At 51.3% G+C, this 26,643-nt stretch carries 22 protein-coding genes, 2 tRNA genes and 3 rRNA genes; 6 read left to right on the top strand and 21 right to left on the bottom strand.

Features of this window, described 5'->3' with window-relative positions; all coding sequences use genetic code 11:
• Nucleotides 1–30 precede the first annotated feature (30 nt).
• Complete coding sequence (gene yihG, locus QUE34_RS23585; protein WP_032304181.1) at nt 31–963, top strand: 1-acylglycerol-3-phosphate O-acyltransferase YihG; 933 nt, start codon at nt 31–33, stop codon at nt 961–963.
• Nucleotides 964–1,003: 40 nt separating this feature from the next.
• Here yihG and QUE34_RS23580 read toward each other — a convergent pair whose 3' ends face one another.
• The 4 genes from QUE34_RS23580 to QUE34_RS23565 all read right to left on the bottom strand — a co-directional run bounded on the left by QUE34_RS23580 (nt 1,004) and on the right by QUE34_RS23565 (nt 4,563).
• The gene (locus QUE34_RS23580; RefSeq protein WP_032304179.1) at nt 1,004–2,434 is read right to left on the bottom strand and encodes a YdgA family protein; all 1,431 of its coding nucleotides are present in this window, start codon (nt 2,432–2,434) and stop codon (nt 1,004–1,006) included.
• Between the two features lie 153 nt (nt 2,435–2,587).
• A complete protein-coding gene (gene dsbA / locus QUE34_RS23575) occupies nt 2,588–3,214 on the bottom strand; it encodes a thiol:disulfide interchange protein DsbA (protein WP_000725337.1) in 627 nt (208 codons plus the stop codon).
• A 16-nt stretch (nt 3,215–3,230) separates the two neighbouring features.
• Nucleotides 3,231–4,217, bottom strand: coding sequence for a stress response kinase SrkA (gene srkA, locus QUE34_RS23570; protein WP_001065496.1), 987 nt, complete (start codon nt 4,215–4,217; stop codon nt 3,231–3,233).
• Between the two features lie 76 nt (nt 4,218–4,293).
• Nucleotides 4,294–4,563: a YihD family protein gene (locus QUE34_RS23565; protein WP_001295263.1), complete on the bottom strand. Its 270-nt coding sequence runs from the start codon at nt 4,561–4,563 to the stop codon at nt 4,294–4,296.
• 69 nt (nt 4,564–4,632) lie between these two features.
• On the opposite strand from QUE34_RS23565, the gene mobA reads away from it, so the two are divergent.
• Nucleotides 4,633–5,217 carry a molybdenum cofactor guanylyltransferase MobA gene (mobA, locus tag QUE34_RS23560; RefSeq protein ID WP_032185590.1) on the top strand — a complete coding sequence of 195 codons (585 nt, stop codon included), beginning with the start codon at nt 4,633–4,635 and terminating at the stop codon, nt 5,215–5,217.
• The gene (mobB, locus tag QUE34_RS23555; protein ID WP_001620772.1) at nt 5,199–5,717 is read left to right on the top strand and encodes a molybdopterin-guanine dinucleotide biosynthesis protein MobB; all 519 of its coding nucleotides are present in this window, start codon (nt 5,199–5,201) and stop codon (nt 5,715–5,717) included. Before mobA ends, mobB begins: the two co-directional genes overlap by 19 nt.
• Before the next feature lie 93 nt (nt 5,718–5,810).
• Here the strand turns inward: mobB and rrf are convergent.
• The 9 genes from rrf to pepQ all read right to left on the bottom strand — a co-directional run bounded on the left by rrf (nt 5,811) and on the right by pepQ (nt 15,284).
• A 5S ribosomal RNA gene (rrf, locus tag QUE34_RS23550) occupies nt 5,811–5,926 on the bottom strand.
• A 95-nt stretch (nt 5,927–6,021) separates the two neighbouring features.
• Nucleotides 6,022–8,927, bottom strand: a 23S ribosomal RNA gene (locus tag QUE34_RS23545).
• Nucleotides 8,928–9,110: 183 nt separating this feature from the next.
• A tRNA-Ala gene (locus tag QUE34_RS23540) sits at nt 9,111–9,186 on the bottom strand.
• Between the two features lie 42 nt (nt 9,187–9,228).
• A tRNA-Ile gene (locus QUE34_RS23535) sits at nt 9,229–9,305 on the bottom strand.
• Between the two features lie 68 nt (nt 9,306–9,373).
• A 16S ribosomal RNA gene (locus QUE34_RS23530) occupies nt 9,374–10,915 on the bottom strand.
• The 16S, 23S and 5S rRNA genes sit together here with 2 tRNA genes alongside, the layout of an rRNA operon.
• Before the next feature lie 376 nt (nt 10,916–11,291).
• Nucleotides 11,292–11,837 carry a menaquinone-dependent protoporphyrinogen IX dehydrogenase gene (hemG, locus tag QUE34_RS23525; protein WP_000853949.1) on the bottom strand — a complete coding sequence of 182 codons (546 nt, stop codon included), beginning with the start codon at nt 11,835–11,837 and terminating at the stop codon, nt 11,292–11,294.
• Between the two features lie 11 nt (nt 11,838–11,848).
• Complete coding sequence (gene trkH, locus QUE34_RS23520) at nt 11,849–13,300, bottom strand: Trk system potassium transporter TrkH (RefSeq protein ID WP_000545683.1); 1,452 nt, start codon at nt 13,298–13,300, stop codon at nt 11,849–11,851.
• A 38-nt stretch (nt 13,301–13,338) separates the two neighbouring features.
• The gene (locus tag QUE34_RS23515) at nt 13,339–13,953 is read right to left on the bottom strand and encodes an IMPACT family protein (protein WP_032304173.1); all 615 of its coding nucleotides are present in this window, start codon (nt 13,951–13,953) and stop codon (nt 13,339–13,341) included.
• A complete protein-coding gene (gene pepQ / locus QUE34_RS23510; protein WP_000444561.1) occupies nt 13,953–15,284 on the bottom strand; it encodes a Xaa-Pro dipeptidase in 1,332 nt (443 codons plus the stop codon). The genes QUE34_RS23515 and pepQ overlap by 1 nt, the downstream gene beginning before the upstream one ends.
• A gap of 188 nt (nt 15,285–15,472) precedes the next feature.
• On the opposite strand from pepQ, the gene fadB reads away from it, so the two are divergent.
• Together fadB and fadA are read left to right on the top strand one after the other, a co-directional pair.
• The gene (fadB, locus tag QUE34_RS23505; RefSeq protein WP_032304176.1) at nt 15,473–17,662 is read left to right on the top strand and encodes a fatty acid oxidation complex subunit alpha FadB; all 2,190 of its coding nucleotides are present in this window, start codon (nt 15,473–15,475) and stop codon (nt 17,660–17,662) included.
• Between the two features lie 9 nt (nt 17,663–17,671).
• On the top strand, nt 17,672–18,835 hold the full coding sequence (gene fadA, locus QUE34_RS23500) for an acetyl-CoA C-acyltransferase FadA (protein WP_000438749.1): 1,164 nt from the start codon (nt 17,672–17,674) through the stop codon (nt 18,833–18,835).
• Between the two features lie 190 nt (nt 18,836–19,025).
• Here fadA and fre read toward each other — a convergent pair whose 3' ends face one another.
• Nucleotides 19,026–19,727: an NAD(P)H-flavin reductase gene (fre, locus tag QUE34_RS23495; RefSeq protein WP_001306785.1), complete on the bottom strand. Its 702-nt coding sequence runs from the start codon at nt 19,725–19,727 to the stop codon at nt 19,026–19,028.
• A gap of 45 nt (nt 19,728–19,772) precedes the next feature.
• Nucleotides 19,773–21,266 carry a 4-hydroxy-3-polyprenylbenzoate decarboxylase gene (gene ubiD, locus QUE34_RS23490; RefSeq protein ID WP_000339813.1) on the bottom strand — a complete coding sequence of 498 codons (1,494 nt, stop codon included), beginning with the start codon at nt 21,264–21,266 and terminating at the stop codon, nt 19,773–19,775.
• A 166-nt stretch (nt 21,267–21,432) separates the two neighbouring features.
• Between ubiD and rfaH the strand changes: the two genes are divergently transcribed.
• A complete protein-coding gene (gene rfaH, locus QUE34_RS23485; protein ID WP_001192396.1) occupies nt 21,433–21,921 on the top strand; it encodes a transcription/translation regulatory transformer protein RfaH in 489 nt (162 codons plus the stop codon).
• Here the strand turns inward: rfaH and tatD are convergent.
• The 6 genes from tatD to ubiJ form a co-directional block, all read right to left on the bottom strand.
• Complete coding sequence (gene tatD, locus QUE34_RS23480; protein WP_032304172.1) at nt 21,918–22,700, bottom strand: 3'-5' ssDNA/RNA exonuclease TatD; 783 nt, start codon at nt 22,698–22,700, stop codon at nt 21,918–21,920. The two genes, rfaH and tatD, sit on opposite strands and share 4 nt — an antisense overlap.
• A gap of 41 nt (nt 22,701–22,741) precedes the next feature.
• Entirely contained in the window at nt 22,742–23,518 is a 777-nt protein-coding gene (tatC, locus tag QUE34_RS23475; RefSeq protein WP_000109943.1) for a Sec-independent protein translocase subunit TatC, read from the bottom strand.
• A gap of 2 nt (nt 23,519–23,520) precedes the next feature.
• Nucleotides 23,521–24,036 carry a Sec-independent protein translocase protein TatB gene (gene tatB, locus QUE34_RS23470; protein WP_000459594.1) on the bottom strand — a complete coding sequence of 172 codons (516 nt, stop codon included), beginning with the start codon at nt 24,034–24,036 and terminating at the stop codon, nt 23,521–23,523.
• 3 nt (nt 24,037–24,039) lie between these two features.
• Nucleotides 24,040–24,309 (bottom strand): Sec-independent protein translocase subunit TatA, encoded by a 270-nt coding sequence (gene tatA / locus QUE34_RS23465; RefSeq protein ID WP_001295260.1) that lies wholly within the window; start codon nt 24,307–24,309, stop codon nt 24,040–24,042.
• A 78-nt stretch (nt 24,310–24,387) separates the two neighbouring features.
• Nucleotides 24,388–26,028, bottom strand: coding sequence for a ubiquinone biosynthesis regulatory protein kinase UbiB (gene ubiB, locus QUE34_RS23460; protein ID WP_000187543.1), 1,641 nt, complete (start codon nt 26,026–26,028; stop codon nt 24,388–24,390).
• Complete coding sequence (ubiJ, locus tag QUE34_RS23455) at nt 26,025–26,630, bottom strand: ubiquinone biosynthesis protein UbiJ (protein ID WP_001355388.1); 606 nt, start codon at nt 26,628–26,630, stop codon at nt 26,025–26,027. Before ubiJ ends, ubiB begins: the two co-directional genes overlap by 4 nt.
• Between the last annotated feature and the right edge of the window lie 13 nt (nt 26,631–26,643).

Raw genomic sequence — 26,643 nt, 5'->3', positions numbered from 1 at the left:
GGCGCCTTGCGCTTCTTTAGCGCACTGTCTATGGCTAACCTTTTGAATAAATTCATTATGACGAGAATACTCGCTGCGATAACCCTTTTGCTGAGTATCGTATTGACCATTTTGGTCACTATTTTTTGCTCCGTCCCGATCATCATTGCCGGGATTGTAAAACTATTGCTACCTGTGCCAGTCATTTGGCGAAAGGTTTCGCGTTTTTGTGATTTTATGATGTATTGCTGGTGTGAAAGTCTGGCGGTATTACTGCATCTGAACCCACACCTGCAATGGGAAGTTCACGGGCTGGAAGGGTTAAGTAAGAAGAACTGGTATCTGCTTATTTGTAACCACCGTAGTTGGGCAGATATTGTCGTACTGTGCGTGCTGTTTCGTAAGCACATTCCGATGAATAAATATTTCCTCAAGCAGCAGCTTGCCTGGGTGCCATTTCTTGGCCTGGCATGCTGGGCGCTGGATATGCCGTTTATGAAGCGTTATTCCCGCGCTTATTTATTACGTCATCCGGAACGACGTGGTAAAGATGTTGAAACCACCCGGCGTTCTTGTGAAAAGTTTCGCCTGCACCCCACCACCATTGTCAATTTCGTTGAAGGCTCCCGTTTCACGCAAGAAAAACATCAGCAAACCCACTCCACTTTTCAAAACTTGTTGCCACCAAAGGCGGCAGGCATTGCGATGGCGCTAAATGTACTGGGTAAACAATTCGATAAACTGCTTAATGTTACGCTGTGTTATCCGGACAATAACCGTCAGCCGTTCTTCGATATGTTAAGCGGTAAACTGACGCGAATTGTCGTACATGTGGATTTGCAGCCTATTGCCGATGAGTTACATGGCGACTACATCAATGACAAAAGCTTTAAGCGCCATTTTCAGCAATGGCTGAACTCACTGTGGCAGGAAAAAGACCGGCTTCTGACGTCGTTGATGTCATCACAGCGGCAGGACAAGTAAATTTTGCTCGCCTCTGAATGAGCAGAGGCGAGTGAGTATTTTAATGAACAAAACGTCCGGCACGAGACATAAATTCTTCTTCGCTCATCTCCTGTCCGTTAAAAACAACTTTACCCGGTGTATAACGCAGTTGCAGCGAGGCGGTATTGTTGTCAATCGTGATTAACTGAAACATCTGACCTAATGTCATCATCCCGCTGATTTGTTTATCAGCCTGCTTTTGCGCTTTTTCCGCATCCATGCCTTCAGATAAATTAAGCTGTTTTGCGGTTTCTGTGACAACATTAAGCGGTAACTTCACGTCAAAATTGAGCGATTTAATATCTTTGTTTGTGGATGATGAAGATTTGGCTGGGTCGGCAATACTGATATCCAGATTGGCATTTAGTTCGCCGAGTGCGTTCTTCCATCTTACCGGTTGTTTAATGGTCGGCTCACTTTTTTGTAATAACGGTAAATACTCTTTGAACAATGCAGCATTCACTTCTTGCAGAGCAACTTCATCGTTTGCTAACTCAGGGTGTGCAGCAAGCTGCTTCTGCATCGCAATGTTATACTGAATGATAAATTGGCGCACCGCTGAGGGATCAATAGATTCCGCAATCAAGGACCACTCACCACTACCGAGTTGCTGATTCCCTTTTGTTAACTTATCAAGTTCGTAGGTCAGATTGACATTGATATAATCTTTGTCTTTAACGCGATCCAGCCTGGTTTTTGCAACGAAAGCATCGATTTGGGCAACGTCTTCTCCCTGATTGATAATGTTAATCTGATTGAATTTCGACTCGCTTTCGCCAACCGGAAATTTCTTTTCTTCTAATCGCGTCAGAGAATCAATGGTAAAACTTTTCGCCGTTACTTTGTTCAATGGCGATAATTCCAGAACAATATCTTCGACTTTGCCTTCAATATCCAGGTTAGACAATGAGCTACCATCACCATTAAAAGTAAACTGGCCTTCACCAAAAGAAAACTTTCCATATTTTGCAGGGGCAACATCTAATGTCGTGGAGAATGAGCCACCAAACGCGAATCGCAATGTCGCTTCCACAGGAGATTTATTTTTTGCGGCGATAAATAGCGGTTGTGTCAGTTCATTATCCACTAATTTCACTTTTGCCGCTGCCAGTGCGGGGATGACATTACCACGCATTAACATTGTGATGGGTAACGGACCGTGCTCAACATCCACATCAAACGCAACTTTCTGGCCAGGTTTGATATTGAGATCAGGTGCACCGTTATCAAATGTCATTTGCATTTGAAAACGAGAATTAAAAAAGCCTTTGTCAAAATTTTTATAACTTAACGTCATATCGTAGACATGTTCACCTTTCTTTTTAGCATCGTTAAAATCTTTAATAAACTTTTCGACACCAGGCTGAATTTGCGTACCTGTGTACCATGTGCCACCACCCCAGATTACGGCTAACGCAACAATAACACCTGTAGCTGACTTACGTATCATATAAATATTCCCTGATAAAACAGCAAAACTTTGAATATCCACTTATGCTGAAATAATGTCCAGCGGCAGGACGCATTATCAGAATGTATTTATATTTATTAAATAATAAAAAAGCCCGTGAATATTCACGGGCTTTATGTAATTTACATTGAATTATTTTTTCTCGGACAGATATTTCACAGTATCAGCATACTGCTGAACAAAAACATCCATATTGCTGGTATCCATACCCTGCGGATTCAGCTGATATTTACCGTTAACAAACATCGCCGGAACGCCACGCAATTGCACGTCAGCTGCAGCTTTTTCCTGCTGAGCGACCAGGGATTTCACCACGAAGCTGTTCCACGCCGCGTCGTACTCTTCACCTTTAATACCTGCGTTGATAAATACATCGCGGATATCAGATGCTGAACGAATGGTCTGGGTTTTCTGTACGCCTTCAAACAGCGGAACAGTGACTTTGTCTTCCACGCCCAGTGCCATCGCCACTGCCCATGCCTGAGTCAGATCTTTGCCCAGGTCACCCCCCATGAAGTTGACGTGGTATTTAGTCATCTTCACGCCTTCCGGCAGTTTTTTCTTCACGTTATCAGAAATATGCAGAACTTCTTCAAACTGATAGCAGTGCGGGCAGAAGAAAGAGAAAAACTCCAGCACTTGCGGCGCGCCAGCTACCGGTTTTTCCAGGGTAGTGTACTGTTTACCATCTTCATACTGCGCCGCCGATGCGCTAAACGCTAAAACTAAACCAGCCAGCGCCAGCCAAATCTTTTTCATGATCTACTCTCTCCGATTAATACATAGGTGTTAATTGCAAAGGGGGTTCTTGTAGAACTTTTGCCTGTTCTATAAAAGTCGCCGTCTGTCGCAGCCAGTAATCTTCCCCGGTTAACCACGGGAAATTTTTCGGGAACGCGGGATCAGCCCAACGCCGCATTAGCCAGGCAAGATAATAAACCAAACGCATGGCGCGTAAAGGTTCAATCAGTCCGATTTCAGCGGTGTCGAACTCGCTAAATTCTTCATAAGCTTCAATAATAGTTTCCAGTTGCATCCGCTGCTCGGCTTTATCGCCATTGAGCAACATCCACAAATCCTGAATAGCCGGACCATTACGTGCATCATCCAGATCAACAAACATTGGACCATCGCGCCAGAGGATATTCCCGGCGTGGCAGTCTCCATGTAGCCGCAGAACGGTGAAATCTTCCCGCCAGTGTGCTGTAACGGCGGCGATCAGCTCATCTGTCGCTTTCAGGAATGCCGCTTTCAACCCGGAAGGTATCAGTGTGGCGTCCTCAAACAGCTTGCGTGGCTCAATGAGATATTCATTCAGACCGATGGTCGGGCGATGGATAAAAAGCTGTTTGCGCCCCGTCTGGTGCATACGCCCTAAATAACGCCCAACAGCTTCCATCTGATCGATATTATCAGCTTCGAACTGGCGACCACCGACGCTTGGAAAAACAGCGAAATAAAATCCCTGATGATTCAATAAAGTCTGACCGTTAAAGGCCACAGGCGCTGCGACCGGAACTTCATCGTTAACCAGCTGCAACGCAAATTGATGTTCTTCGAGGATTTGATCGGCTGTCCAACGTTCAGGGCGATAAAATTTGACGACAAAACGTCGACGATCTTCGTCCTGAAATTGATAGACACGGTTTTCATAGCTGTTAAGCGGGGTAAGACCGGAATCCACCCGGATCCCATGCTCAAACAGAGCGTCCATGATGGTATCCGGGTGTAGTGTCTGGAAAGTAAAAGCGCTGTTGTTCATCCCATCATCCGGAAAACATTACGAATGATGAAGGATATCATTTCACGATGATTTTGGTGGCACCGCTTACAAGCTTTTACTCTTTAATTACGCCGCGAGCGCGTAACAGCGCCGTTTTGAAATCTTCTTCATAATCTTTCTGCAAACCCGGGATCACCGCATCTTTCGCGGAATCACGCATTTTCAGGTGATAGATCAGAATGTCATCCGTCAAATCCGCCAGTTCGCCGTCAAAACCTGACTCTTTCGCCAGTTTCTGCAAAAATTGCAGCAGGTTAAGGTCTGGCTCTTTTTGCCAGGCTGGCTGGAGGAGTTCAATAACTTCATTCAGACGTTTACATTTCATAGTAATGCTCCTTACTCTTGAGACAGACACGTTAGCAGGGTCAATCCCACAATAAAAGAGGCGATATCGGTGAATCTGATGACGACGATAACAGGCGTTGTGCTGGCGGGCGGTAAAGCCAGACGAATGGGCGGCGTAGATAAAGGATTGCTTGAATTAAACGGCAAACCATTATGGCAACATGTCGCTGACGCGCTTATGACGCAGCTCTCTCACGTCGTGGTTAATGCTAATCGTCATCAGGAAATCTATCAGGCAAGCGGTCTGAAAGTGATTGAAGATACACTGGCGGATTACCCAGGCCCTCTGGCAGGAATGCTTTCAGTAATGCAGCAGGAAGCGGGGGAGTGGTTTTTGTTTTGCCCATGCGATACGCCTTACATTCCCCCTGATTTAGCTGCCCGGCTTAATCATCAGCGCAAAGATGCGCCTGTCGTGTGGGTCCACGACGGTGAACGCGATCACCCGACTATTGCTCTGGTAAACCGCGCAATTGAGCCTTTATTACTGGAATATCTGCAAGCAGGAGAACGCCGGGTAATGGCATTTATGCGTCTGGCTGGCGGTCACGCGGTCGATTTCAGCGATCATAAAGATGCATTTGTAAACGTGAATACGCCAGAGGAGCTTGCCCGATGGCAGGAAAAACGATGATACCGTTACTCGCCTTTGCCGCGTGGAGCGGCACTGGAAAAACTACGCTGCTGAAAAAACTGATCCCGGCATTATGCGCCAGAGGGATCCGTCCAGGGCTGATTAAGCATACGCACCATGATATGGATGTTGATAAACCGGGCAAAGATAGCTATGAGCTGCGCAAGGCTGGCGCGGCACAAACCATCGTTGCCAGCCAGCAGCGATGGGCCTTGATGACGGAAACACCAGACGAAGAAGAGCTGGATCTACATTTTCTCGCAAGTCGAATGGATACCTCAAAGCTGGATTTGATTCTGGTCGAAGGGTTTAAGCATGAAGAGATCGCAAAGATTGTGCTGTTTCGCGATGGAGCCGGACATCGACCGGAAGAATTAGTGATAGACAGACATGTTATTGCTGTAGCCAGTGATGTGCCGCTTAATCTTGATGTCGCGTTACTGGATATTAATGATGTTGAGGGGCTGGCTGATTTTGTGGTGGAGTGGATGCAAAAGTAGGCTGGATAAGATGCGCCAGCGTCGCATCCGGCATGATTTTCTGCACCAATGCAAAAAGGCCATCCGTCAGGATGGCCTTTCGCTTAATTTGATGCCTGGCAGTTCCCTACTCTCGCATGGGGAGACCCCACACTACCATCGGCGCTACGGCGTTTCACTTCTGAGTTCGGCATGGGGTCAGGTGGGACCACCGCGCTAAGGCCGCCAGGCAAATTCTGTTTCATCAGACCGCATCTGCGTTCTGATTTAATCTGTATCAGGCTGAAAATCTTCTCTCAATCCGCCAAAACATCTTCGGCGTTGTAAGGTTAAGCCTCACGGTTCATTAGTACCGGTTAGCTCAACGCATCGCTGCGCTTACACACCCGGCCTATCAACGTCGTCGTCTTCAACGTTCCTTCAGGACCCTTAAAGGGTCAGGGAGAACTCATCTCGGGGCAAGTTTCGTGCTTAGATGCTTTCAGCACTTATCTCTTCCGCATTTAGCTACCGGGCAGTGCCATTGGCATGACAACCCGAACACCAGTGATGCGTCCACTCCGGTCCTCTCGTACTAGGAGCAGCCCCCCTCAGTTCTCCAGCGCCCACGGCAGATAGGGACCGAACTGTCTCACGACGTTCTAAACCCAGCTCGCGTACCACTTTAAATGGCGAACAGCCATACCCTTGGGACCTACTTCAGCCCCAGGATGTGATGAGCCGACATCGAGGTGCCAAACACCGCCGTCGATATGAACTCTTGGGCGGTATCAGCCTGTTATCCCCGGAGTACCTTTTATCCGTTGAGCGATGGCCCTTCCATTCAGAACCACCGGATCACTATGACCTGCTTTCGCACCTGCTCGCGCCGTCACGCTCGCAGTCAAGCTGGCTTATGCCATTGCACTAACCTCCTGATGTCCGACCAGGATTAGCCAACCTTCGTGCTCCTCCGTTACTCTTTAGGAGGAGACCGCCCCAGTCAAACTACCCACCAGACACTGTCCGCAACCCCGATAAGGGGCCTACGTTAGAACATCAAACATTAAAGGGTGGTATTTCAAGGTCGGCTCCATGCAGACTGGCGTCCACACTTCAAAGCCTCCCACCTATCCTACACATCAAGGCTCAATGTTCAGTGTCAAGCTATAGTAAAGGTTCACGGGGTCTTTCCGTCTTGCCGCGGGTACACTGCATCTTCACAGCGAGTTCAATTTCACTGAGTCTCGGGTGGAGACAGCCTGGCCATCATTACGCCATTCGTGCAGGTCGGAACTTACCCGACAAGGAATTTCGCTACCTTAGGACCGTTATAGTTACGGCCGCCGTTTACCGGGGCTTCGATCAAGAGCTTCGCGTTACCGCTAACCCCATCAATTAACCTTCCGGCACCGGGCAGGCGTCACACCGTATACGTCCACTTTCGTGTTTGCACAGTGCTGTGTTTTTAATAAACAGTTGCAGCCAGCTGGTATCTTCGACTGATTTCAGCTCCACGAGCAAGTCGCTTCACCTACATATCAGCGTGCCTTCTCCCGAAGTTACGGCACCATTTTGCCTAGTTCCTTCACCCGAGTTCTCTCAAGCGCCTTGGTATTCTCTACCTGACCACCTGTGTCGGTTTGGGGTACGATTTGTTGTTACCTGATGCTTAGAGGCTTTTCCTGGAAGCAGGGCATTTGTTGCTTCAGCACCGTAGTGCCTCGTCATCACGCCTCAGCCTTGATTTTCCGGATTTGCCTGGAAAACCAGCCTACACGCTTAAACCGGGACAACCGTCGCCCGGCCAACATAGCCTTCTCCGTCCCCCCTTCGCAGTAACACCAAGTACAGGAATATTAACCTGTTTCCCATCGACTACGCCTTTCGGCCTCGCCTTAGGGGTCGACTCACCCTGCCCCGATTAACGTTGGACAGGAACCCTTGGTCTTCCGGCGAGCGGGCTTTTCACCCGCTTTATCGTTACTTATGTCAGCATTCGCACTTCTGATACCTCCAGCATACCTCACAGTACACCTTCGCAGGCTTACAGAACGCTCCCCTACCCAACAACGCATAAGCGTCGCTGCCGCAGCTTCGGTGCATGGTTTAGCCCCGTTACATCTTCCGCGCAGGCCGACTCGACCAGTGAGCTATTACGCTTTCTTTAAATGATGGCTGCTTCTAAGCCAACATCCTGGCTGTCTGGGCCTTCCCACATCGTTTCCCACTTAACCATGACTTTGGGACCTTAGCTGGCGGTCTGGGTTGTTTCCCTCTTCACGACGGACGTTAGCACCCGCCGTGTGTCTCCCGTGATAACATTCTCCGGTATTCGCAGTTTGCATCGGGTTGGTAAGTCGGGATGACCCCCTTGCCGAAACAGTGCTCTACCCCCGGAGATGAATTCACGAGGCGCTACCTAAATAGCTTTCGGGGAGAACCAGCTATCTCCCGGTTTGATTGGCCTTTCACCCCCAGCCACAAGTCATCCGCTAATTTTTCAACATTAGTCGGTTCGGTCCTCCAGTTAGTGTTACCCAACCTTCAACCTGCCCATGGCTAGATCACCGGGTTTCGGGTCTATACCCTGCAACTTAACGCCCAGTTAAGACTCGGTTTCCCTTCGGCTCCCCTATTCGGTTAACCTTGCTACAGAATATAAGTCGCTGACCCATTATACAAAAGGTACGCAGTCACACCCCAAAGGGTGCTCCCACTGCTTGTACGTACACGGTTTCAGGTTCTTTTTCACTCCCCTCGCCGGGGTTCTTTTCGCCTTTCCCTCACGGTACTGGTTCACTATCGGTCAGTCAGGAGTATTTAGCCTTGGAGGATGGTCCCCCCATATTCAGACAGGATACCACGTGTCCCGCCCTACTCATCGAGCTCACAGTATGTGCATTTTTGTGTACGGGGCTGTCACCCTGTATCGCGCGCCTTTCCAGACGCTTCCACTAACACACACACTGATTCAGGCTCTGGGCTGCTCCCCGTTCGCTCGCCGCTACTGGGGGAATCTCGGTTGATTTCTTTTCCTCGGGGTACTTAGATGTTTCAGTTCCCCCGGTTCGCCTCATTAACCTATGGATTCAGTTAATGATAGTGTGACGAATCACACTGGGTTTCCCCATTCGGAAATCGCCGGTTATAACGGTTCATATCACCTTACCGACGCTTATCGCAGATTAGCACGTCCTTCATCGCCTCTGACTGCCAGGGCATCCACCGTGTACGCTTAGTCGCTTAACCTCACAACCCGAAGATGTTTCTTGCGATTCATCATCGTGTTGCGAAAATTTGAGAGACTCACGAACAACTTTCGTTGTTCAGTGTTTCAATTTTCAGCTTGATCCAGATTTTTAAAGAGCAAAACTTCGCAGTGAACCTTTGCAGGTACACTCTGAAGTATTTTTTATTTAATCACTACAGAGATGGTGGAGCTATGCGGGATCGAACCGCAGACCTCCTGCGTGCAAAGCAGGCGCTCTCCCAGCTGAGCTATAGCCCCATAACATGTAGTTAAAACCTCTTCAAATTTGCGGTGCAAATTTGGTAGGCCTGAGTGGACTTGAACCACCGACCTCACCCTTATCAGGGGTGCGCTCTAACCACCTGAGCTACAAGCCTGTAGAGGTTTTACTGCTCATTCTCATCAGACAATCTGTGTGAGCACTGCAAAGAACAGTTCTTTAAGGTAAGGAGGTGATCCAACCGCAGGTTCCCCTACGGTTACCTTGTTACGACTTCACCCCAGTCATGAATCACAAAGTGGTAAGCGCCCTCCCGAAGGTTAAGCTACCTACTTCTTTTGCAACCCACTCCCATGGTGTGACGGGCGGTGTGTACAAGGCCCGGGAACGTATTCACCGTGGCATTCTGATCCACGATTACTAGCGATTCCGACTTCATGGAGTCGAGTTGCAGACTCCAATCCGGACTACGACGCACTTTATGAGGTCCGCTTGCTCTCGCGAGGTCGCTTCTCTTTGTATGCGCCATTGTAGCACGTGTGTAGCCCTGGTCGTAAGGGCCATGATGACTTGACGTCATCCCCACCTTCCTCCAGTTTATCACTGGCAGTCTCCTTTGAGTTCCCGGCCGGACCGCTGGCAACAAAGGATAAGGGTTGCGCTCGTTGCGGGACTTAACCCAACATTTCACAACACGAGCTGACGACAGCCATGCAGCACCTGTCTCACGGTTCCCGAAGGCACATTCTCATCTCTGAAAACTTCCGTGGATGTCAAGACCAGGTAAGGTTCTTCGCGTTGCATCGAATTAAACCACATGCTCCACCGCTTGTGCGGGCCCCCGTCAATTCATTTGAGTTTTAACCTTGCGGCCGTACTCCCCAGGCGGTCGACTTAACGCGTTAGCTCCGGAAGCCACGCCTCAAGGGCACAACCTCCAAGTCGACATCGTTTACGGCGTGGACTACCAGGGTATCTAATCCTGTTTGCTCCCCACGCTTTCGCACCTGAGCGTCAGTCTTCGTCCAGGGGGCCGCCTTCGCCACCGGTATTCCTCCAGATCTCTACGCATTTCACCGCTACACCTGGAATTCTACCCCCCTCTACGAGACTCAAGCTTGCCAGTATCAGATGCAGTTCCCAGGTTGAGCCCGGGGATTTCACATCTGACTTAACAAACCGCCTGCGTGCGCTTTACGCCCAGTAATTCCGATTAACGCTTGCACCCTCCGTATTACCGCGGCTGCTGGCACGGAGTTAGCCGGTGCTTCTTCTGCGGGTAACGTCAATGAGCAAAGGTATTAACTTTACTCCCTTCCTCCCCGCTGAAAGTACTTTACAACCCGAAGGCCTTCTTCATACACGCGGCATGGCTGCATCAGGCTTGCGCCCATTGTGCAATATTCCCCACTGCTGCCTCCCGTAGGAGTCTGGACCGTGTCTCAGTTCCAGTGTGGCTGGTCATCCTCTCAGACCAGCTAGGGATCGTCGCCTAGGTGAGCCGTTACCCCACCTACTAGCTAATCCCATCTGGGCACATCCGATGGCAAGAGGCCCGAAGGTCCCCCTCTTTGGTCTTGCGACGTTATGCGGTATTAGCTACCGTTTCCAGTAGTTATCCCCCTCCATCAGGCAGTTTCCCAGACATTACTCACCCGTCCGCCACTCGTCAGCAAAGCAGCAAGCTGCTTCCTGTTACCGTTCGACTTGCATGTGTTAGGCCTGCCGCCAGCGTTCAATCTGAGCCATGATCAAACTCTTCAATTTAAAAGTTTGATGCTCAAAGAATTAAACTTCGTAATGAATTACGTGTTCACTCTTGAGACTTGGTATTCATTTTTCGTCTTGCGACGTTAAGAATCCGTATCTTCGAGTGCCCACACAGATTGTCTGATAAATTGTTAAAGAGCAGTGCCGCTTCGCTTTTTCTCAGCGGCGCGGGGTGTGCATAATACGCTTTCCCGCTTCAGAGTCAAGCATTTTTTTGCTTTTCTCTGTCGAGATTCTCAGGAGAATCTCGCTGACCCGGCGGCGTGTTTGCCGTTGTTCCGTGTCAGTGGTGGCGCATTATAGGGAGTTATTCCGGCCTGACAAGAGGAAATTTAAAATAATTTTCCGACCGCGCATTTTTTACTCTTTATGCTTATTTCAGCGTCGGTTTGTCGGTTAAATGGGCGATTTCTCGGGCGAAATTCGCCACCTGCTGCCAATCGGTATAGACAACTTCTTTGCGCGTATCCGTTTCACCGCCTGACATCTTCATAATCAGCTTGATCATAAAGCGGTCGTACCAGCGGTAACGTGGATAACGTAGCGCCCCGGCAATGACGGCACAGCGATCGGGACGCCATTGTGAACTCATCAGAAACTTCCGCGCGTAGCTGTTGGTCTGTGGAGTACGCTTCTCCGGTTTACGCGCCACCAGGTTTACGGAGTAAAAGGCGCTCGGCATCGAATTCAGCCGCGTCGCATGCTTTTTGACAAATTCCTGGAACGCAGAGTGGTAGTGACCATAGCGAATAGAAGCACCAATGACCACGCGATCGTAGTTTTCCCACTGGGGTTCTTCAATGCGATGCACATTAGCGACATCTGCCTGGATCCCCAGTTCTTTCAGTTCCGAAGCCAGGTAGGCGGCAATCTCGCGCGTTTGTCCGTCCCTTGTTGAGAAAAGAATTAATGTTTTCACGTATTACTCCATCATTCACGCCAGAAAGTCGGGGTAAAGAGCACCAGCAATGTAAAGACCTCGAGACGACCAAACAGCATATTGGCAATCAGGATCCATTTAGCCACCGGGTTCATACTGGTAAAGTTATCAGCAACCACGCCAAGCCCTGGCCCCAGGTTATTCAATGTCGCAACAACCGAGGCAAAGGCAGAAAAGTCATCCACACCCGTGGCGATAATCGCCAGCATACTGACGATAAACACCAGGGCATAAGCGGAGAAAAATCCCCAAACAGCTTCGAGGATACGTTCCGGCAGTGCGCGATTCCCCAGCTTAATGCTGTAAACGGCGTTCGGATGCACCAGTCGTTTCAGCTCACGGTTCCCCTGCTTAAACAGCAGCAGAATGCGGATCACTTTCAGGCCACCGCCCGTAGACCCGGCGCAACCGCCAATAAATGCTGAACATAAAAGCAGTACCGGCAAAAAGAGCGGCCAGCGGGCAATGCTGTCAGTCGTAAACCCGGCGGTTGTCGCCATCGACACCACCTGGAAAAACGCCTGGTTAATTGTCATCAGCGCCGAACTATAGACATTATGAAACCACAGCACGAGGGTACAAATAACCACCAGCGTAAACTGTACGCCGATAAACATGCGAAATTCCGGATCGCGCCAATAAACCTTCAGACTACGCCCACTTAACAGCGAAAAGTGCAGACCGTAGTTACAGCCGGAGATCAGCAGGAAGATAGCAATGATAGTGTTAATAGTCGGGCTGTCGAAATAACCGATACTGGCATCATGTGTCGAGAAGCCGCCAATAGCGATAGTCGCAAAGCTATGGCCGATGGCATCAAAGGCATCCATTCCGGCAAACCACAACGCCAGCGCACAGGCGACGGTCAGCAAGACATAAATCAACCACAGGGTTTTCGCCGTTTCCGCAATTCGCGGGCGCATTTTGTTATCTTTCAGCGGGCCGGGCATTTCCGCGCGATAGAGCTGCATCCCACCCACGCCGAGGATAGGCAGTATCGCAACCGCCAACACGATGATCCCCATCCCGCCAAACCATTGCAGCATCTGGCGATAAAAGAGGATTGCGTGAGGAAGTGTATCCAGTCCCACCAGCGTAGTGGCCCCCGTGGTAGTCAGACCGGAGAAAGATTCAAAAAACGCATCGGTAATCGTGAGGTTTGGGCTTTCCGAAAAGATAAAAGGGAGCGCACCGACGCTACCCAACACGGTCCAGAACAGCACCACTATCAGAAACCCTTCACGGGATTTCAGTTCGCCCTTTTCTTTACGGTTCGGCCACCACAGCATAGAACCAATGGCAAGGGCGACAAAAAAGGTCTGGGTAAAGGCGCGGCCCGCACCATCCCGGTAGATGAGTGCTACCAGCCCAGGGATAATCATGGTCCCTGAAAATAAGATGACCAGTAGTCCAACAATTCGGGTAATGGCGCGAAAATGCATCTCTGCCGCTTCCTTAGTTCTGCAAAATGAAGTGGGGATTATTCTTCAATCGCTAACAATTGCAATGAACCACGGCTAAAATCCGCCAGTTTTGCGGAAAATTCAGCCACTTTCGCCGCCGGAAGCGCCACCCGCAGCAGAACGAATGTCTGATAATCACTGTTGATAATTTTGCCGCCACACTGCCCCAGCAATGCTTCAATGCCGGTTAACTGACTATATTCACATTGCAAAGTATATTCGGTTAATGGCGTCTTGCGTTGGGTCGTTAGCTGGCGCAGTGCCTGATTCACGCCGCCGCCATACGCTTTCACTAACCCACCGGTGCCCAGCAATATGCCGCCGTAGTAGCGCACCACCACGGCGGTAATTTCCCCGACGCCGCTGCCCATAAGTTGGGCGAGCATCGGTTTACCTGCCGTTCCCGCGGGTTCCCCGTCATCAGAGAAACCCAGTTGTTGAGAATCATCCGGTGCGCCAGCTACCCACGCCACGCAATGGTGGCGGGCATCAGGGTGTTCTGCCCGCACCGATTCAACAAACGCTTTCGCCGCCTCGACGCCATCGGTATGCGCCAACAGCGTAATGAAGCGGCTTTTTTTGATCTCTTCAACAACCGTGACCGGTGCCGCAGGAATTAACCAGCTTTCCATCACGCCAGTTTCAGATCCCGGGTCATGTTTTCCACGTTGTTTTCGTGGATCACCACGTTGTCTTCGATACGAATACCGCCGAACGGTTTCAGTGCTTCAATTTTCTGCCAGTTGAAGTGTTTGCTGAACTGCCCTTCACGCCACGGTGCCAGCAGCGATTCGATGAAGTAGATACCCGGTTCGATGGTTAAGACCATGCCCGGCTGGAGAATACGGGTGCAGCGCAGGTACGGATATTTTGCCGGTGCCGCGAGGTGCGTACCGCTATCATCCTGCATAAAACCGGCCACGTCATGCACCTGCAGGCCCAGCGGATGGCCGATACCGTGCGGCATAAACGGTCCGGTAAGATCATTTTCGACCATCGCCTCTTCACTCATATCGGTGATGATTTGATGTTTACGCAGCAGTTTGGCGATACGCTGATGGAACTGGATGTGGTAATCCACATAGCTGACGCCTGCTTTCATGGTGGCGATCAGCGCCAGTTGTTCATCATTTACGTCTTTCACCAGCTGTGCATAGTCGTTGTCGCTTTTTGCCGACCAGGTACGAGTCAGGTCAGCCGCATAGCCGTTATATTCGGCCCCGGCATCCAGCAGGAAGCTGCGCATCTCTTCCGGTGCCTGATGGTCGAGTTTGGTGTAATGCAGTACCGCAGCGTGTTCGTTGAGCGCCACAATGTTGCTGTAAGGCACGTCGGTATCACGATGACCGGTCGCGGTCAGATAGGCAATGTTGATATCGAACTCGCTCATGCCAGAACGGAACGCTTCTTCTGCCGCGCGATGACCGTTGACCGCCATTTTCTGCGCTTCACGCATACAGGCCAGTTCGTACTCGGTTTTGAAGGAGCGGTAGTAATGCAGGTAGTCGATCACCCCTTTCGGGTTGATATTGCTGGCCTCAATACCCAGTTGCAGCGCACGTTCCGGCACCGGACCGATATAACCGATATTGCCGCGCGCAGCTGGCAACAGGCTACCAATGCCATCGGCTTTCGGCAACGCAATTACTTCCACGTCCTCAGTCCAGAAGGAGGTCGGCAGTGGTTCAACGTTGTGCCAGTAATCAACCGGCAGATAAAACCACAGTTTCGGCTTGTTCACGCCATCTACCAGCAACCAGCAGTTTGGCACCTGGGTTACCGGCACCCACGCTTTGAATTGCGGGTTCACTTTAAAAGGATAGGGATGATCGTCGAGAAAAACGTTGAACAGTTCGCCGGAGTGAATAAGTAACGCATCCAGCTTGAAGCGCGCCAGCGCATCGCGAGTCCGTTCCTGTAAGGTAGCTATATGATTTTTATAGAGCGAGGCCAGTGATTCCATTTTTTACCCTTCTGTTTTTTGACCTTAAGTCTCCGCATCTTAGCACAACGTTAATACAGAGCGTGATTTCTGCCGAGCGTGATCAGATTGGCATTTCTTTAATCTTTTATTTGCATATTTTTAACACAAAATACACACTTCGTCTCATCTGGTACGACCAGATCACCTTGCGGATTCAGGAGACTGACATGCTTTACAAAGGCGACACCCTGTACCTTGACTGGCTGGAAGATGGCATTGCCGAACTGGTATTTGATGCCCCAGGTTCAGTTAATAAACTCGACACTGCGACCGTCGCCAGCCTCGGCGAGGCCATCGGCGTGCTGGAACAGCAATCAGATTTAAAAGGGCTGCTGCTGCGTTCGAATAAAGCAGCCTTTATCGTCGGTGCTGATATCACCGAATTCTTGTCCCTGTTCCTCGTTCCTGAAGAACAGTTAAGCCAGTGGCTGCATTTTGCCAATAGCGTGTTTAATCGCCTGGAAGATCTGCCGGTGCCGACCATTGCTGCCGTCAACGGCTATGCGCTGGGCGGTGGCTGCGAATGTGTGCTGGCGACCGATTATCGTCTGGCGACGCCAGATCTGCGCATCGGTCTGCCGGAAACCAAACTGGGCATCATGCCGGGCTTTGGCGGTTCTGTACGTATGCCACGTATGCTCGGTGCTGATAGTGCGCTGGAAATCATTGCTGCCGGTAAAGATGTCGGCGCGGATCAGGCGCTGAAAATCGGTCTGGTGGATGGCGTAGTCAAAGCAGAAAAACTGGTTGAAGGCGCGAAGGCGATTTTACGTCAGGCCATTAACGGCGACCTCGACTGGAAAGCGAAACGTCAGCCGAAGCTGGAACCGCTAAAACTGAGCAAGATTGAAGCCACCATGAGCTTCACCATCGCTAAAGGAATGGTCGCACAAACAGCAGGGAAACATTACCCCGCGCCCATCACCGCAGTAAAAACCATTGAAGCGGCTGCCCGTTTTGGTCGTGAAGAAGCATTAAATCTGGAAAACAAAAGTTTTGTCCCGCTGGCGCATACCAACGAAGCTCGCGCACTGGTCGGCATTTTCCTTAACGATCAATATGTAAAAGGCAAAGCGAAGAAACTCACCAAAGACGTTGAAACCCCAAAACAGGCCGCTGTGCTGGGCGCAGGCATTATGGGCGGCGGCATTGCTTACCAGTCTGCGTGGAAAGGCGTGCCGGTTGTCATGAAAGATATCAATGACAAGTCGTTAACCCTCGGTATGACTGAAGCCGCAAAACTGCTGAACAAGCAGCTTGAGCGCGGCAAGATCGACGGTCTGAAACTGGCTGGCGTGATCTCCACGATTCATCCAACGCTCGACTACGCCGGGTTTGACCGCGTGGATGTTGTGGTAGAAGCGGTTGTCGAAAACCCGAAAGTGAAAAAAGCCGTACTGGCAGAAACCGAGCAGAAAGTACGCCCGGATACCGTGCTGGCGTCTAACACTTCAACCATTCCTATCAGCGAACTGGCCAACGCGCTGGAACGTCCGGAAAACTTCTGCGGGATGCACTTCTTTAACCCGGTCCACCGGATGCCGTTGGTAGAAATAATTCGCGGCGAGAAAAGCTCCGACGAAACCATCGCGAAAGTCGTCGCCTGGGCGAGCAAGATGGGCAAAACGCCGATTGTGGTTAACGACTGCCCCGGCTTCTTTGTTAACCGCGTGCTGTTCCCCTATTTCGCCGGTTTCAGCCAGCTGCTGCGCGACGGCGCGGATTTTCGCAAGATCGACAAAGTGATGGAAAAACAGTTCGGCTGGCCGATGGGTCCGGCATACTTGCTGGATGTCGTGGGCATTGATACCGCGCATCACGCCCAGGCAGTGATGGCAGCAGGTTTCCCGCAGCGGATGCAGAAAGATTATCGCGATGCCATCGACGCACTGTTTGATGCCAACCGTTTTGGTCAGAAGAACGGCCTTGGTTTCTGGCGTTATAAAGAAGACAGCAAAGGTAAGCCGAAGAAAGAAGAAGATGCCGCCGTTGACGACCTGCTGGCAGAAGTCAGCCAGCCGAAGCGCGATTTCAGCGAAGAAGAGATTATCGCCCGCATGATGATCCCGATGGTCAACGAAGTGGTGCGTTGTCTGGAGGAAGGCATTATCGCCACTCCGGCAGAAGCCGATATGGCACTGGTCTACGGCCTGGGCTTCCCTCCGTTCCACGGCGGCGCGTTCCGCTGGCTGGACACCCTCGGTAGCGCAAAATACCTCGATATGGCACAACAATATCAGCACCTCGGCCCGCTGTATGAAGTGCCGGAAGGTCTGCGTAATAAAGCGCGTCATAACGAACCGTACTATCCCCTGGTTGAGCCAGCCCGTCCGGTTGGCGACCTGAAAACGGCTTAAGGAGTCACAATGGAACAGGTTGTCATTGTCGATGCAATTCGTACCCCGATGGGCCGTTCGAAGGGCGGTGCTTTTCGTAACGTGCGTGCGGAAGATCTCTCCGCTCATTTAATGCGTAGCCTGCTGGCGCGTAACCCGGCGCTGGAAGCAGCGGCCCTCGATGATATTTACTGGGGTTGTGTGCAGCAGACGCTGGAGCAGGGTTTTAATATCGCTCGTAACGCGGCGCTGTTGGCAGAAGTGCCGCATTCTGTCCCGGCGGTGACCGTCAATCGCTTGTGCGGTTCATCCATGCAGGCACTGCATGACGCAGCACGGATGATTATGACTGGCGATGCACAGGCATGTCTGGTCGGTGGCGTGGAGCATATGGGCCATGTGCCGATGAGTCACGGCGTCGATTTTCACCCCGGCCTGAGCCGCAATGTCGCCAAAGCGGCGGGCATGATGGGCTTAACGGCAGAAATGCTGGCGCGTATGCACGGTATCAGCCGTGAAATGCAGGATGCCTTTGCCGCGCGATCACACGCCCGCGCCTGGGCCGCCACGCAGTCGGGCGCATTTAAAAATGAAATCATCCCGACCGGTGGTCACGATGCCGACGGCGTCCTGAAGCAGTTTAATTACGACGAAGTGATTCGGCCGGAAACCACCGTGGAAGCCCTCGCCACGCTGCGTCCGGCGTTCGATCCAGTCAGCGGCACGGTAACGGCGGGTACGTCTTCCGCTCTCTCCGATGGCGCTGCAGCCATGCTGGTGATGAGTGAAAGCCGCGCTCGTGAATTAGGTCTTAAGCCACGCGCCCGCGTACGTTCGATGGCGGTCGTTGGTTGTGACCCGTCGATTATGGGTTACGGCCCGGTTCCAGCCTCGAAGCTGGCGCTGAAAAAAGCGGGGCTTTCTGCCAGCGATATCGGCGTGTTTGAAATGAATGAAGCTTTTGCCGCACAGATCCTGCCATGTATTAAAGATCTGGGGCTAATGGAGCAGATTGACGAGAAGATCAACCTCAACGGTGGCGCGATCGCGCTGGGTCATCCGCTGGGTTGTTCCGGTGCGCGTATCAGCACCACGCTGCTGAATCTGATGGAACGCAAAGACGTTCAGTTTGGTCTGGCGACGATGTGTATCGGTCTGGGTCAGGGTATTGCAACGGTGTTTGAGCGGGTTTAACCACTTGCCGGATGCGGCGTAAACGCCTTATCCGGTCTACCGATCCTGCGCCCATGTGGGCCTGATAAGACGCGCAAGCGTCGCATCAGGCATCGTGTGCCGAATGCCGGATGCGACATAGATCTAAATGCCACTGTATAAAGTTTTAGTTGCCGTTCTTCCCGCCTGTCAGGGGCGGGTTTTTTATATCTCAGATAAATGCAAACGCATCGCCAAACAGGCGATCTTCCCGCGCATTACGCTCACTGCAAAACAGGTCACGGGCAATTTTCGCCATCTCAAAACGTCCGGCAATATAGATATCATGCTCTGCCAGCGTGCCGTGATCCTGCAATACCGCCGTTAACACGGTGCCAGTACGCCCACGCCAACCCGCTTCCGGTTGTTCAACCACCGGCACCACTTGCAGACCAGGATGCTTCAGCGAAAGCGCCTCAAGCTCGGAGAGATCATAAAGATGCTGCTCTTCACGCCCGCCCCAGTAAATGGTGATATCACGGTTTGGGTTACGCGCCAGCGCCGTCAGCAAAATCGAGCGCGCATAAGAGAACCCGGTGCCACCCGCAATCAAAATCATCGGACGTTCTTCATCATCGCGCAGCCACGCTTCTCCGTGGGGAATATCGACCACGATTTGATGATCTTTGAGAATACGGTCCATAACGGCTTTCGCGTAAAGGTTAATTTCAGAAGCGCCAATATGCAGCTCGATGAAACCTTTTTCATCCGGCGTCGAGGCCATTGAAAACGGACGTTTGTCGCGCTCATCCATCACTACCATCAAATACTGACCAGCACGAAAAGAAAAGGCCGCATCTGGTACGATTCGGACACGGTATACGGTATCCGTGATAGCTTCTACCGAGGTCACTTTACAGCTTAAGGTTGTCATGCGCTTTCTCTGTCGGATCGATAAATAGGGCAAAACAAACGCGCATCAGGCGCTTTTACCGTTGTTAAAGATGGCCAGTTCATCCCAGATGGCGTCAATATGCGCGACAACATCCGGATCTTTTTTGATGGGACGTCCCCATTCACGCTGGGTTTCCCCTGGCCATTTATTCGTGGCATCCAGCCCCATTTTTGAACCCAGCCCGGACACAGGCGAGGCAAAATCCAGATAATCAATAGGCGTATTTTCTACCAGAACAGTATCCCGCGCCGGGTCCATACGGGTGGTAATCGCCCAAATCACATCGTTCCAGTCGCGTGCGTTGACGTCATCATCGCAAACGATCACAAATTTAGTGTACATAAACTGGCGTAAGAACGACCAGACGCCCATCATGACGCGCTTCGCGTGTCCGGCGTACTGTTTTTTGATCGTCACTACCGCCAGGCGATAAGAGCAGCCTTCCGGCGGCAGGTAAAAATCGACAATTTCCGGGAACTGTTTTTGCAGAATCGGCACAAACACTTCGTTCAGTGCGACACCCAGCACCGCAGGTTCATCCGGCGGACGCCCGGTATAGGTGGAATGATAAATCGCATCTTCACGCTGGGTAATATGCGTCACAGTAAATACCGGGAAACTATCGACTTCGTTATAGTAACCGGTGTGGTCGCCATACGGCCCTTCCGGCGCCGTTTCACCTTGTTCGATATACCCTTCCAGCACAATCTCCGCACTGGCGGGCACTTCAAGGTCATTGGAGATACACTTCACCACTTCGGTCTTGGTGCCGCGCAGCAATCCGGCAAACGCATATTCTGAAAGTGTATCCGGAACGGGCGTTACCGCACCGAGAATCGTGGCGGGATCAGCACCCAGCGCCACAGAAACCGGGAAACGTTCGCCCGGATGCGCCGCGCACCACTCCTGATAATCCAGCGCGCCGCCGCGATGCGACAGCCAACGCATAATCAGTTTGTTTTTACCAATCAGCTGCTGGCGATAAATACCCAGATTCTGCCGTTCTTTATTCGGGCCGCGCGTTACGGTCAGCCCCCAGGTAATCAGCGGCGCGGCATCTTCCGGCCAGCAGGTCATAATGGGAATGCGGTTAAGATCGACGTCATCGCCAGAGACGATTTTTTGTTGGCAGGGCGCACCACGCAGTCGCTTTGTCGGCATGTTCAATACTTGTTTAAACTGCGGCAGTTTATCAAACAGGTCGCGGAAACCTTTTGGCGGCTCCGGCTCTTTCAGAAAAGCCAATAATTTACCCACTTCACGCAGCGCCGAAACATCTTCCTGCCCCATGCCCATCGCCACGCGCTTCGGCGTACCGAACAGGTTGCAAAGCACCGGCATTGAGTACCCTTTAGGGTTTTCGAATAACAGCGCAGGCCCACCGGCACGCAAAGTGCGGTCAGCAATTTCAGTGATTTCCAGATGCGGATCCACCGGGAGCGTGATACGTTTTAGCTCACCCTGCTGTTCAAGCAGCGTCAGGAAGTCGCGTAAATCGTTATATTTCATGGCATCCATTGTAGCCTCTTAATCTGCGCCCATTATACGGCGTTCATCTTTGCGATGCTGTAAATTTGTTAAATTAGCGTGAACTCTGACGGTATAACGCAAACCGGGGAATATAATTAACTTAGCGTAAAGCTTTTGCTATCCTTGCGCCCCGATTAAACGGATAAGAGTCATTATGCAATCCTGGTATTTACTATACTGCAAGCGCGGGCAACTTCAACGTGCCCAGGAACACCTCGAAAGACAGGCGGTGAATTGCCTGGCACCGATGATCACCCTGGAAAAAATCGTGCGTGGCAAACGTACTGCAGTCAGTGAGCCATTGTTCCCCAACTACCTGTTTGTCGAATTTGATCCAGAAGTCATTCATACCACGACAATCAACGCGACCCGTGGTGTCAGCCACTTTGTGCGCTTTGGCGCATCGCCGGCGATAGTCCCATCAGCGGTAATCCATCAACTGTCGGTATATAAACCGAAAGACATTGTCGATCCGGCAACCCCTTATCCGGGTGATAAGGTGATTATTACCGAAGGCGCGTTCGAAGGTTTTCAGGCCATTTTCACCGAACCCGACGGTGAGGCTCGCTCCATGCTATTGCTTAATCTTATTAATAAAGAGATTAAGCACAGTGTGAAGAACACCGAGTTCCGCAAACTCTAAAACGCAATCCCAAACAGTGTTTTAACATTGGCATCCGTGGTGGCAGCCAGCCATGCGGCATCTTCTCCACGCCAGTGCGCAATACGTTGCAAAATATGGGGCAGATGGGCTGGCTCGTTGCGCCGGGATGATGGCTTCGGCGTGAGATCGCGCGGGAGCAAATACGGCGCATCAGTTTCGATCAGCAATTTCTCCGCCGGAATCAACGGCAACAATTCCCGCAGCTCCAGCCCGCGTCGTTCATCGCAAACCCAACCAGTAATGCCGATATAAATTCCACACGCCACGCACGCCTGCATCTCTTCGCGTGTGCCGGTAAAGCAATGAAGAACCGCACCAGGCAGTGTATCCAGCCACGGCTCCAGCAATGTCATAAACCGCTCGTGGGCATCGCGACAGTGCATAAATACCGGCATGTTTAATTCTGCGGCAATGCGTAGCTGGGCAACAAAAGCACGTTCCTGCTCTTCTGGGGTAGAAAAGTTGCGGTTAAAGTCGAGGCCACACTCACCAATCGCCACCACTTCTGGCTGCGAGGCCAGTTCAATGATCGCTTCTTCGGTCGCTGCTTGCCACTGGCTGCTGTCATGAGGATGCACGCCCGCCGTTGACCAACAGGATGAATACTGACGCGCCAGTTTTTGTGCCTGCTGGCTTTCGTGCAGGTTAGTGCCAGTGATGAGCAGCCCATCAACTCCTGCGTCAAAAGCGCGTGCTACAACATCATCACGGTCTTTCGCAAATTGCGAACTGGTCAAATTAACGCCGATATCAAACATCCTGTACTCCATATGACAACCGCCCTGACGGGCGGTTGAATTTATTCTTCAGTTTTTTCGCTTTCTGCTTCAGCGTCGTTTTCCTCTTCCCGGTTTCGACCCTTACCAACGTAAAAGCGTGAGAAGAAGACACCGATTTCAAACAGGCAGTACATCGGGATCGCCAGCAGCGTTTGCGAGAAGACATCCGGCGGCGTCAGCAGCATCCCGACAACAAATGCGCCAACCAGCACATACGGACGTTTTTTGCGTAAGTCTTCTGGCGAGGTAATTCCCATCCAGCACAGCAACACAATTGCCACCGGCACTTCAAAGGAGACACCAAACGCCATAAACAGCGCCATAACGAAGCTTAAATAGCTGGCGATGTCGGTGGATACCTGTACCCCTTCCGGCGCGGTATTGGCAAGGAAGCCAAATGCCAGAGGAAAGACCACAAAGTAGGCGAACGCCATGCCGATATAAAACAGCAGAGAGCTGGAAACCAGCAGCGGCACCACCAGGCGACGTTCGTGCTTATACAATGCTGGGGCGATAAACGCCCACACCTGATAGAGAATCACCGGCGCTGATAGAATCAGCGACACCATAAAGGTTAGCTTGATCGGCGTAAAGAACGGCGAGGCCACGTCAGTGGCGATCATCGTTGAGCCTTGCGGTAACTGCTTGATCAATGGCGCGGATACCAGGTGATAGATGTCATTGGCGAAATAGACCAGACACAGGAATATCACGATCACCGCGATAATGCAGTTCAGCAGACGCTTACGCAGCTCAATCAGATGCGTGATAAGCGGTTGAGTATCTTCTACAGACATGTTTACGGTTTATCACTCGACGAAGGGGAAGGTGCAGCGGTTTTCGGTTCAGCGTCCGCAGCAGGTTTTACCACCGGCTCTGGCGTGGTTTCTGGCTTCTGTTCTGGCGAACTGGCCTGCGTTTGTGCAGCGGCAGGCGTTACGCCTTCATGCGCAGCTTCATTATCTTTCACCACCGGATTATGGATGGTGTGCGCTTCATCGCTCGCCTTTTCAGGATCGTTTGCAACGTAGGAACGCTTCATCGACTCCGCGGCCTGGCGTAGTTCATCCATCGACGCTTTCAGTTCGGGCGTCAGGTTAGTGAGGCTCGCCTTTTCAACCTTTTTCAGGCTGTCCTGAAACTCCTGGAGTTTTAACTCCTGGGTCAGTTCGTTCTGCACCGTTGTCGCCAGTGAACGCAACGCGCGAATCCAGCCCGCTACCGTTTTTACCGCCACAGGCAGTCGTTGCGGCCCCAGAACGACGAGGCCGATGATGAACACCAATAGCAGTTCGCTAAAACCGATATCAAACACGGATTACACCTGCTCTTTATCGTGGCGCTTTGCGTCTTCTGTTTTAGCCTGTTCCTGATTCGTATCCGCCTGCTTATCGGCGATAGTTTTCGCAGTAAAATCAGCATCCTGACTGGTTTTATCCTGCTTTGGTTCATCATCGCTCATTGCTTTTTTAAAGCCTTTGATCGACGCACCAAGATCGGAACCGATGGAGCCGAGCTTTTTGGTGCCAAAAAGCAGTACAACGATGACGGCAATAATCAATAACTGCCAAATACTGATACCACCCATACATGTTCCTCTGTGGTAGATGATGATTAAACAAGGCCGCATTATACGTTACACGGCCCGCCTTGAGCGATGAAAAAATCAGCGTGTTTTGCGCCAACCGACAAACCAGGCGATCAGACCACCTGCCATTAACCAGCCGGGCATCAACCCCCATTCAGGACGGCTGACCAACAAGAATGTGCCACTTAATACTAACGTAGCGCCAATTCCGAGAAAATAACGCGATTGTCCCTGACGTACATGATTTGACTGAAGCTCGCGGGCAATCTTATCAACACTGTGCTGTAAATACTTGCCCTGGCGCAAACTGTCGTAAACCAATTCAGGCAGTTCTGGCATTTTTTCGACCCAGAACGGCGCTTTTTCTTTAAATGCTCTCACCAGCGCAGGAATACCGACCTGATCTTTAATCCACGACTCCAGGAAAGGCTTCGCCGTTTTCCATAAATCGAGCTGCGGATAAAGCTGGCGTCCTACCCCTTCGACGTAGAGCAGGGTTTTCTGGAGTAACACCAGTTGCGGCTGCACTTCCATATTGAAGCGACGCGCCGTATTAAACAGATTTAACAGTACATGTCCAAACGAAATTTCGGCCAGCGGTTTCTCAAAGATAGGTTCACAGACCGTACGAATGGCAAATTCGAACTCTTCAACATTGGTATCTGGCGGCACCCAGCCTGAATCGACGTGTAGCTCTGCCACTTTGCGATAATCGCGATTAAAGAAGGCGATAAAGTTTTCCGCCAGATAGCGTTTATCTTCTTTGTTTAGCGAGCCAACAATCCCGCAATCAATGCCGATATATTTCGGGTTTTCTGGGTGTTCATAGCTTACAAAGATGTTGCCAGGGTGCATATCGGCATGGAAAAAGCTGTCACGAAAGACCTGAGTGAAGAACACCTGCACGCCGCGTTCTGCCAGCAATTTCATGTTAGTGCCGTTTTTCTCCAGCGCTGCGACATCTGAAACCGGAATGCCGTAAATGCGCTCCATCACCATCATCCCTTCACTACAATAGTCAGGGTAAACTTCCGGGATGTAGAGCATCGGGCTGTCTTCAAAATTGCGCCGAAGCTGAATGGCGTTGGCGGATTCCCGCAGCAAATTCAGTTCATCAATCAATGTCTTTTCGTACTCGCGCACCACTTCGGTTGGGCGCAGACGGCGACCATCCGGCAGCAAACGCGGCACCCAGCGAGCCAGACGGTAGATAAGTTTCAGATCCGCTTTAATGACCGGCAAAATATCCGGGCGGATGACTTTAATCACCACCTCTTTACCATTCGATTTCAATCGCGCGGTATGAACCTGGGCGATAGAAGCCGACGCCAGCGGCTTGATTTCAAAATCGTCAAACCACGCTTCTACCGGCAAACCGCCCATTGCAGCTTCAATCTGTTGCTTTGCCAGCTTGCCATCAAACGGAGCAACTTTGTCCTGCAATAACGCCAGCTGATCGGCAATATGCGGAGGAAAAAGGTCGCGGCGGGTAGACAGCATCTGCCCGAACTTGATCCACACTGGCCCCAGTTCTTGCAGAGCCAGTCGTAGTCGCTCACCTAAAGGTTTGTCTTTATGCCGATTTGGCATCCAGAATAATGAGTATCGCCATAGTCGTAACGGCAGGGTGATACGCATTTTAGGGATCAGTTCATCAAGTCCGTAGCTTAAAAAAGTGCGAATGATGAAATATAGGCGCCGTACTTCACCTGGCGTCATTTAGCCTCCAGTTTTTCCAGCCGTTTGGTCAGGGCATCAACAGCACGCTCGACGGCAGCCGTCTCTTCCGCAAACCAGGCCACTTCAAGTGGACCAGGTGCCATACGCCACTCTTCAGTAATGGCTTCCGCCACATAACGTTGCTGGCGTTTAATACCGTGATGCAGGAGCTTTGCGCCTCCACGCAGGGCTTTGCTGATACCTTCAGCGGCGATATCACCGGTATAAGGGGCCAGCAGTTCCGCAGGGTCGAACTCTGCCAGATCTGCCAGCGCAACGAAGTTTTGCACCACCTGAATATCGCCCTGTACTTCCAGCTCACCGCTGCGAATTAACGCAGCAAGCTGCTGGCGATCGCGAAGTTTCGGCAACACGCTGGCGTAGGCGATAACGGTGCAGTCAGCATCTCCTGCCCATTCGCCCAGCACATCGACCTGGCGTTCGCTGAACACCAGAATCAATGACGTCGAAAAGCCTTTTACCTCCACGCGCAAAACTTTACCCAGCAGACGCGAGCGGGCCGTTTTCAGCGCGGGTGAACGATACAGGAAGGTGTTGAGCAGACTTTCAATTCCTGCCGTCACTAAAGGTTTAAAAGGCATTTCCGGTCTCCTG

The organism is Escherichia sp. KS167_9B, assembly GCF_030295215.1.
In the GTDB taxonomy this organism is placed as follows: Bacteria; Pseudomonadota; Gammaproteobacteria; order Enterobacterales; family Enterobacteriaceae; genus Escherichia; species Escherichia coli_F.
Note: the sequence above shows the minus strand (reverse complement) of the source record. Positions and strands in the feature narration are given on the sequence as shown.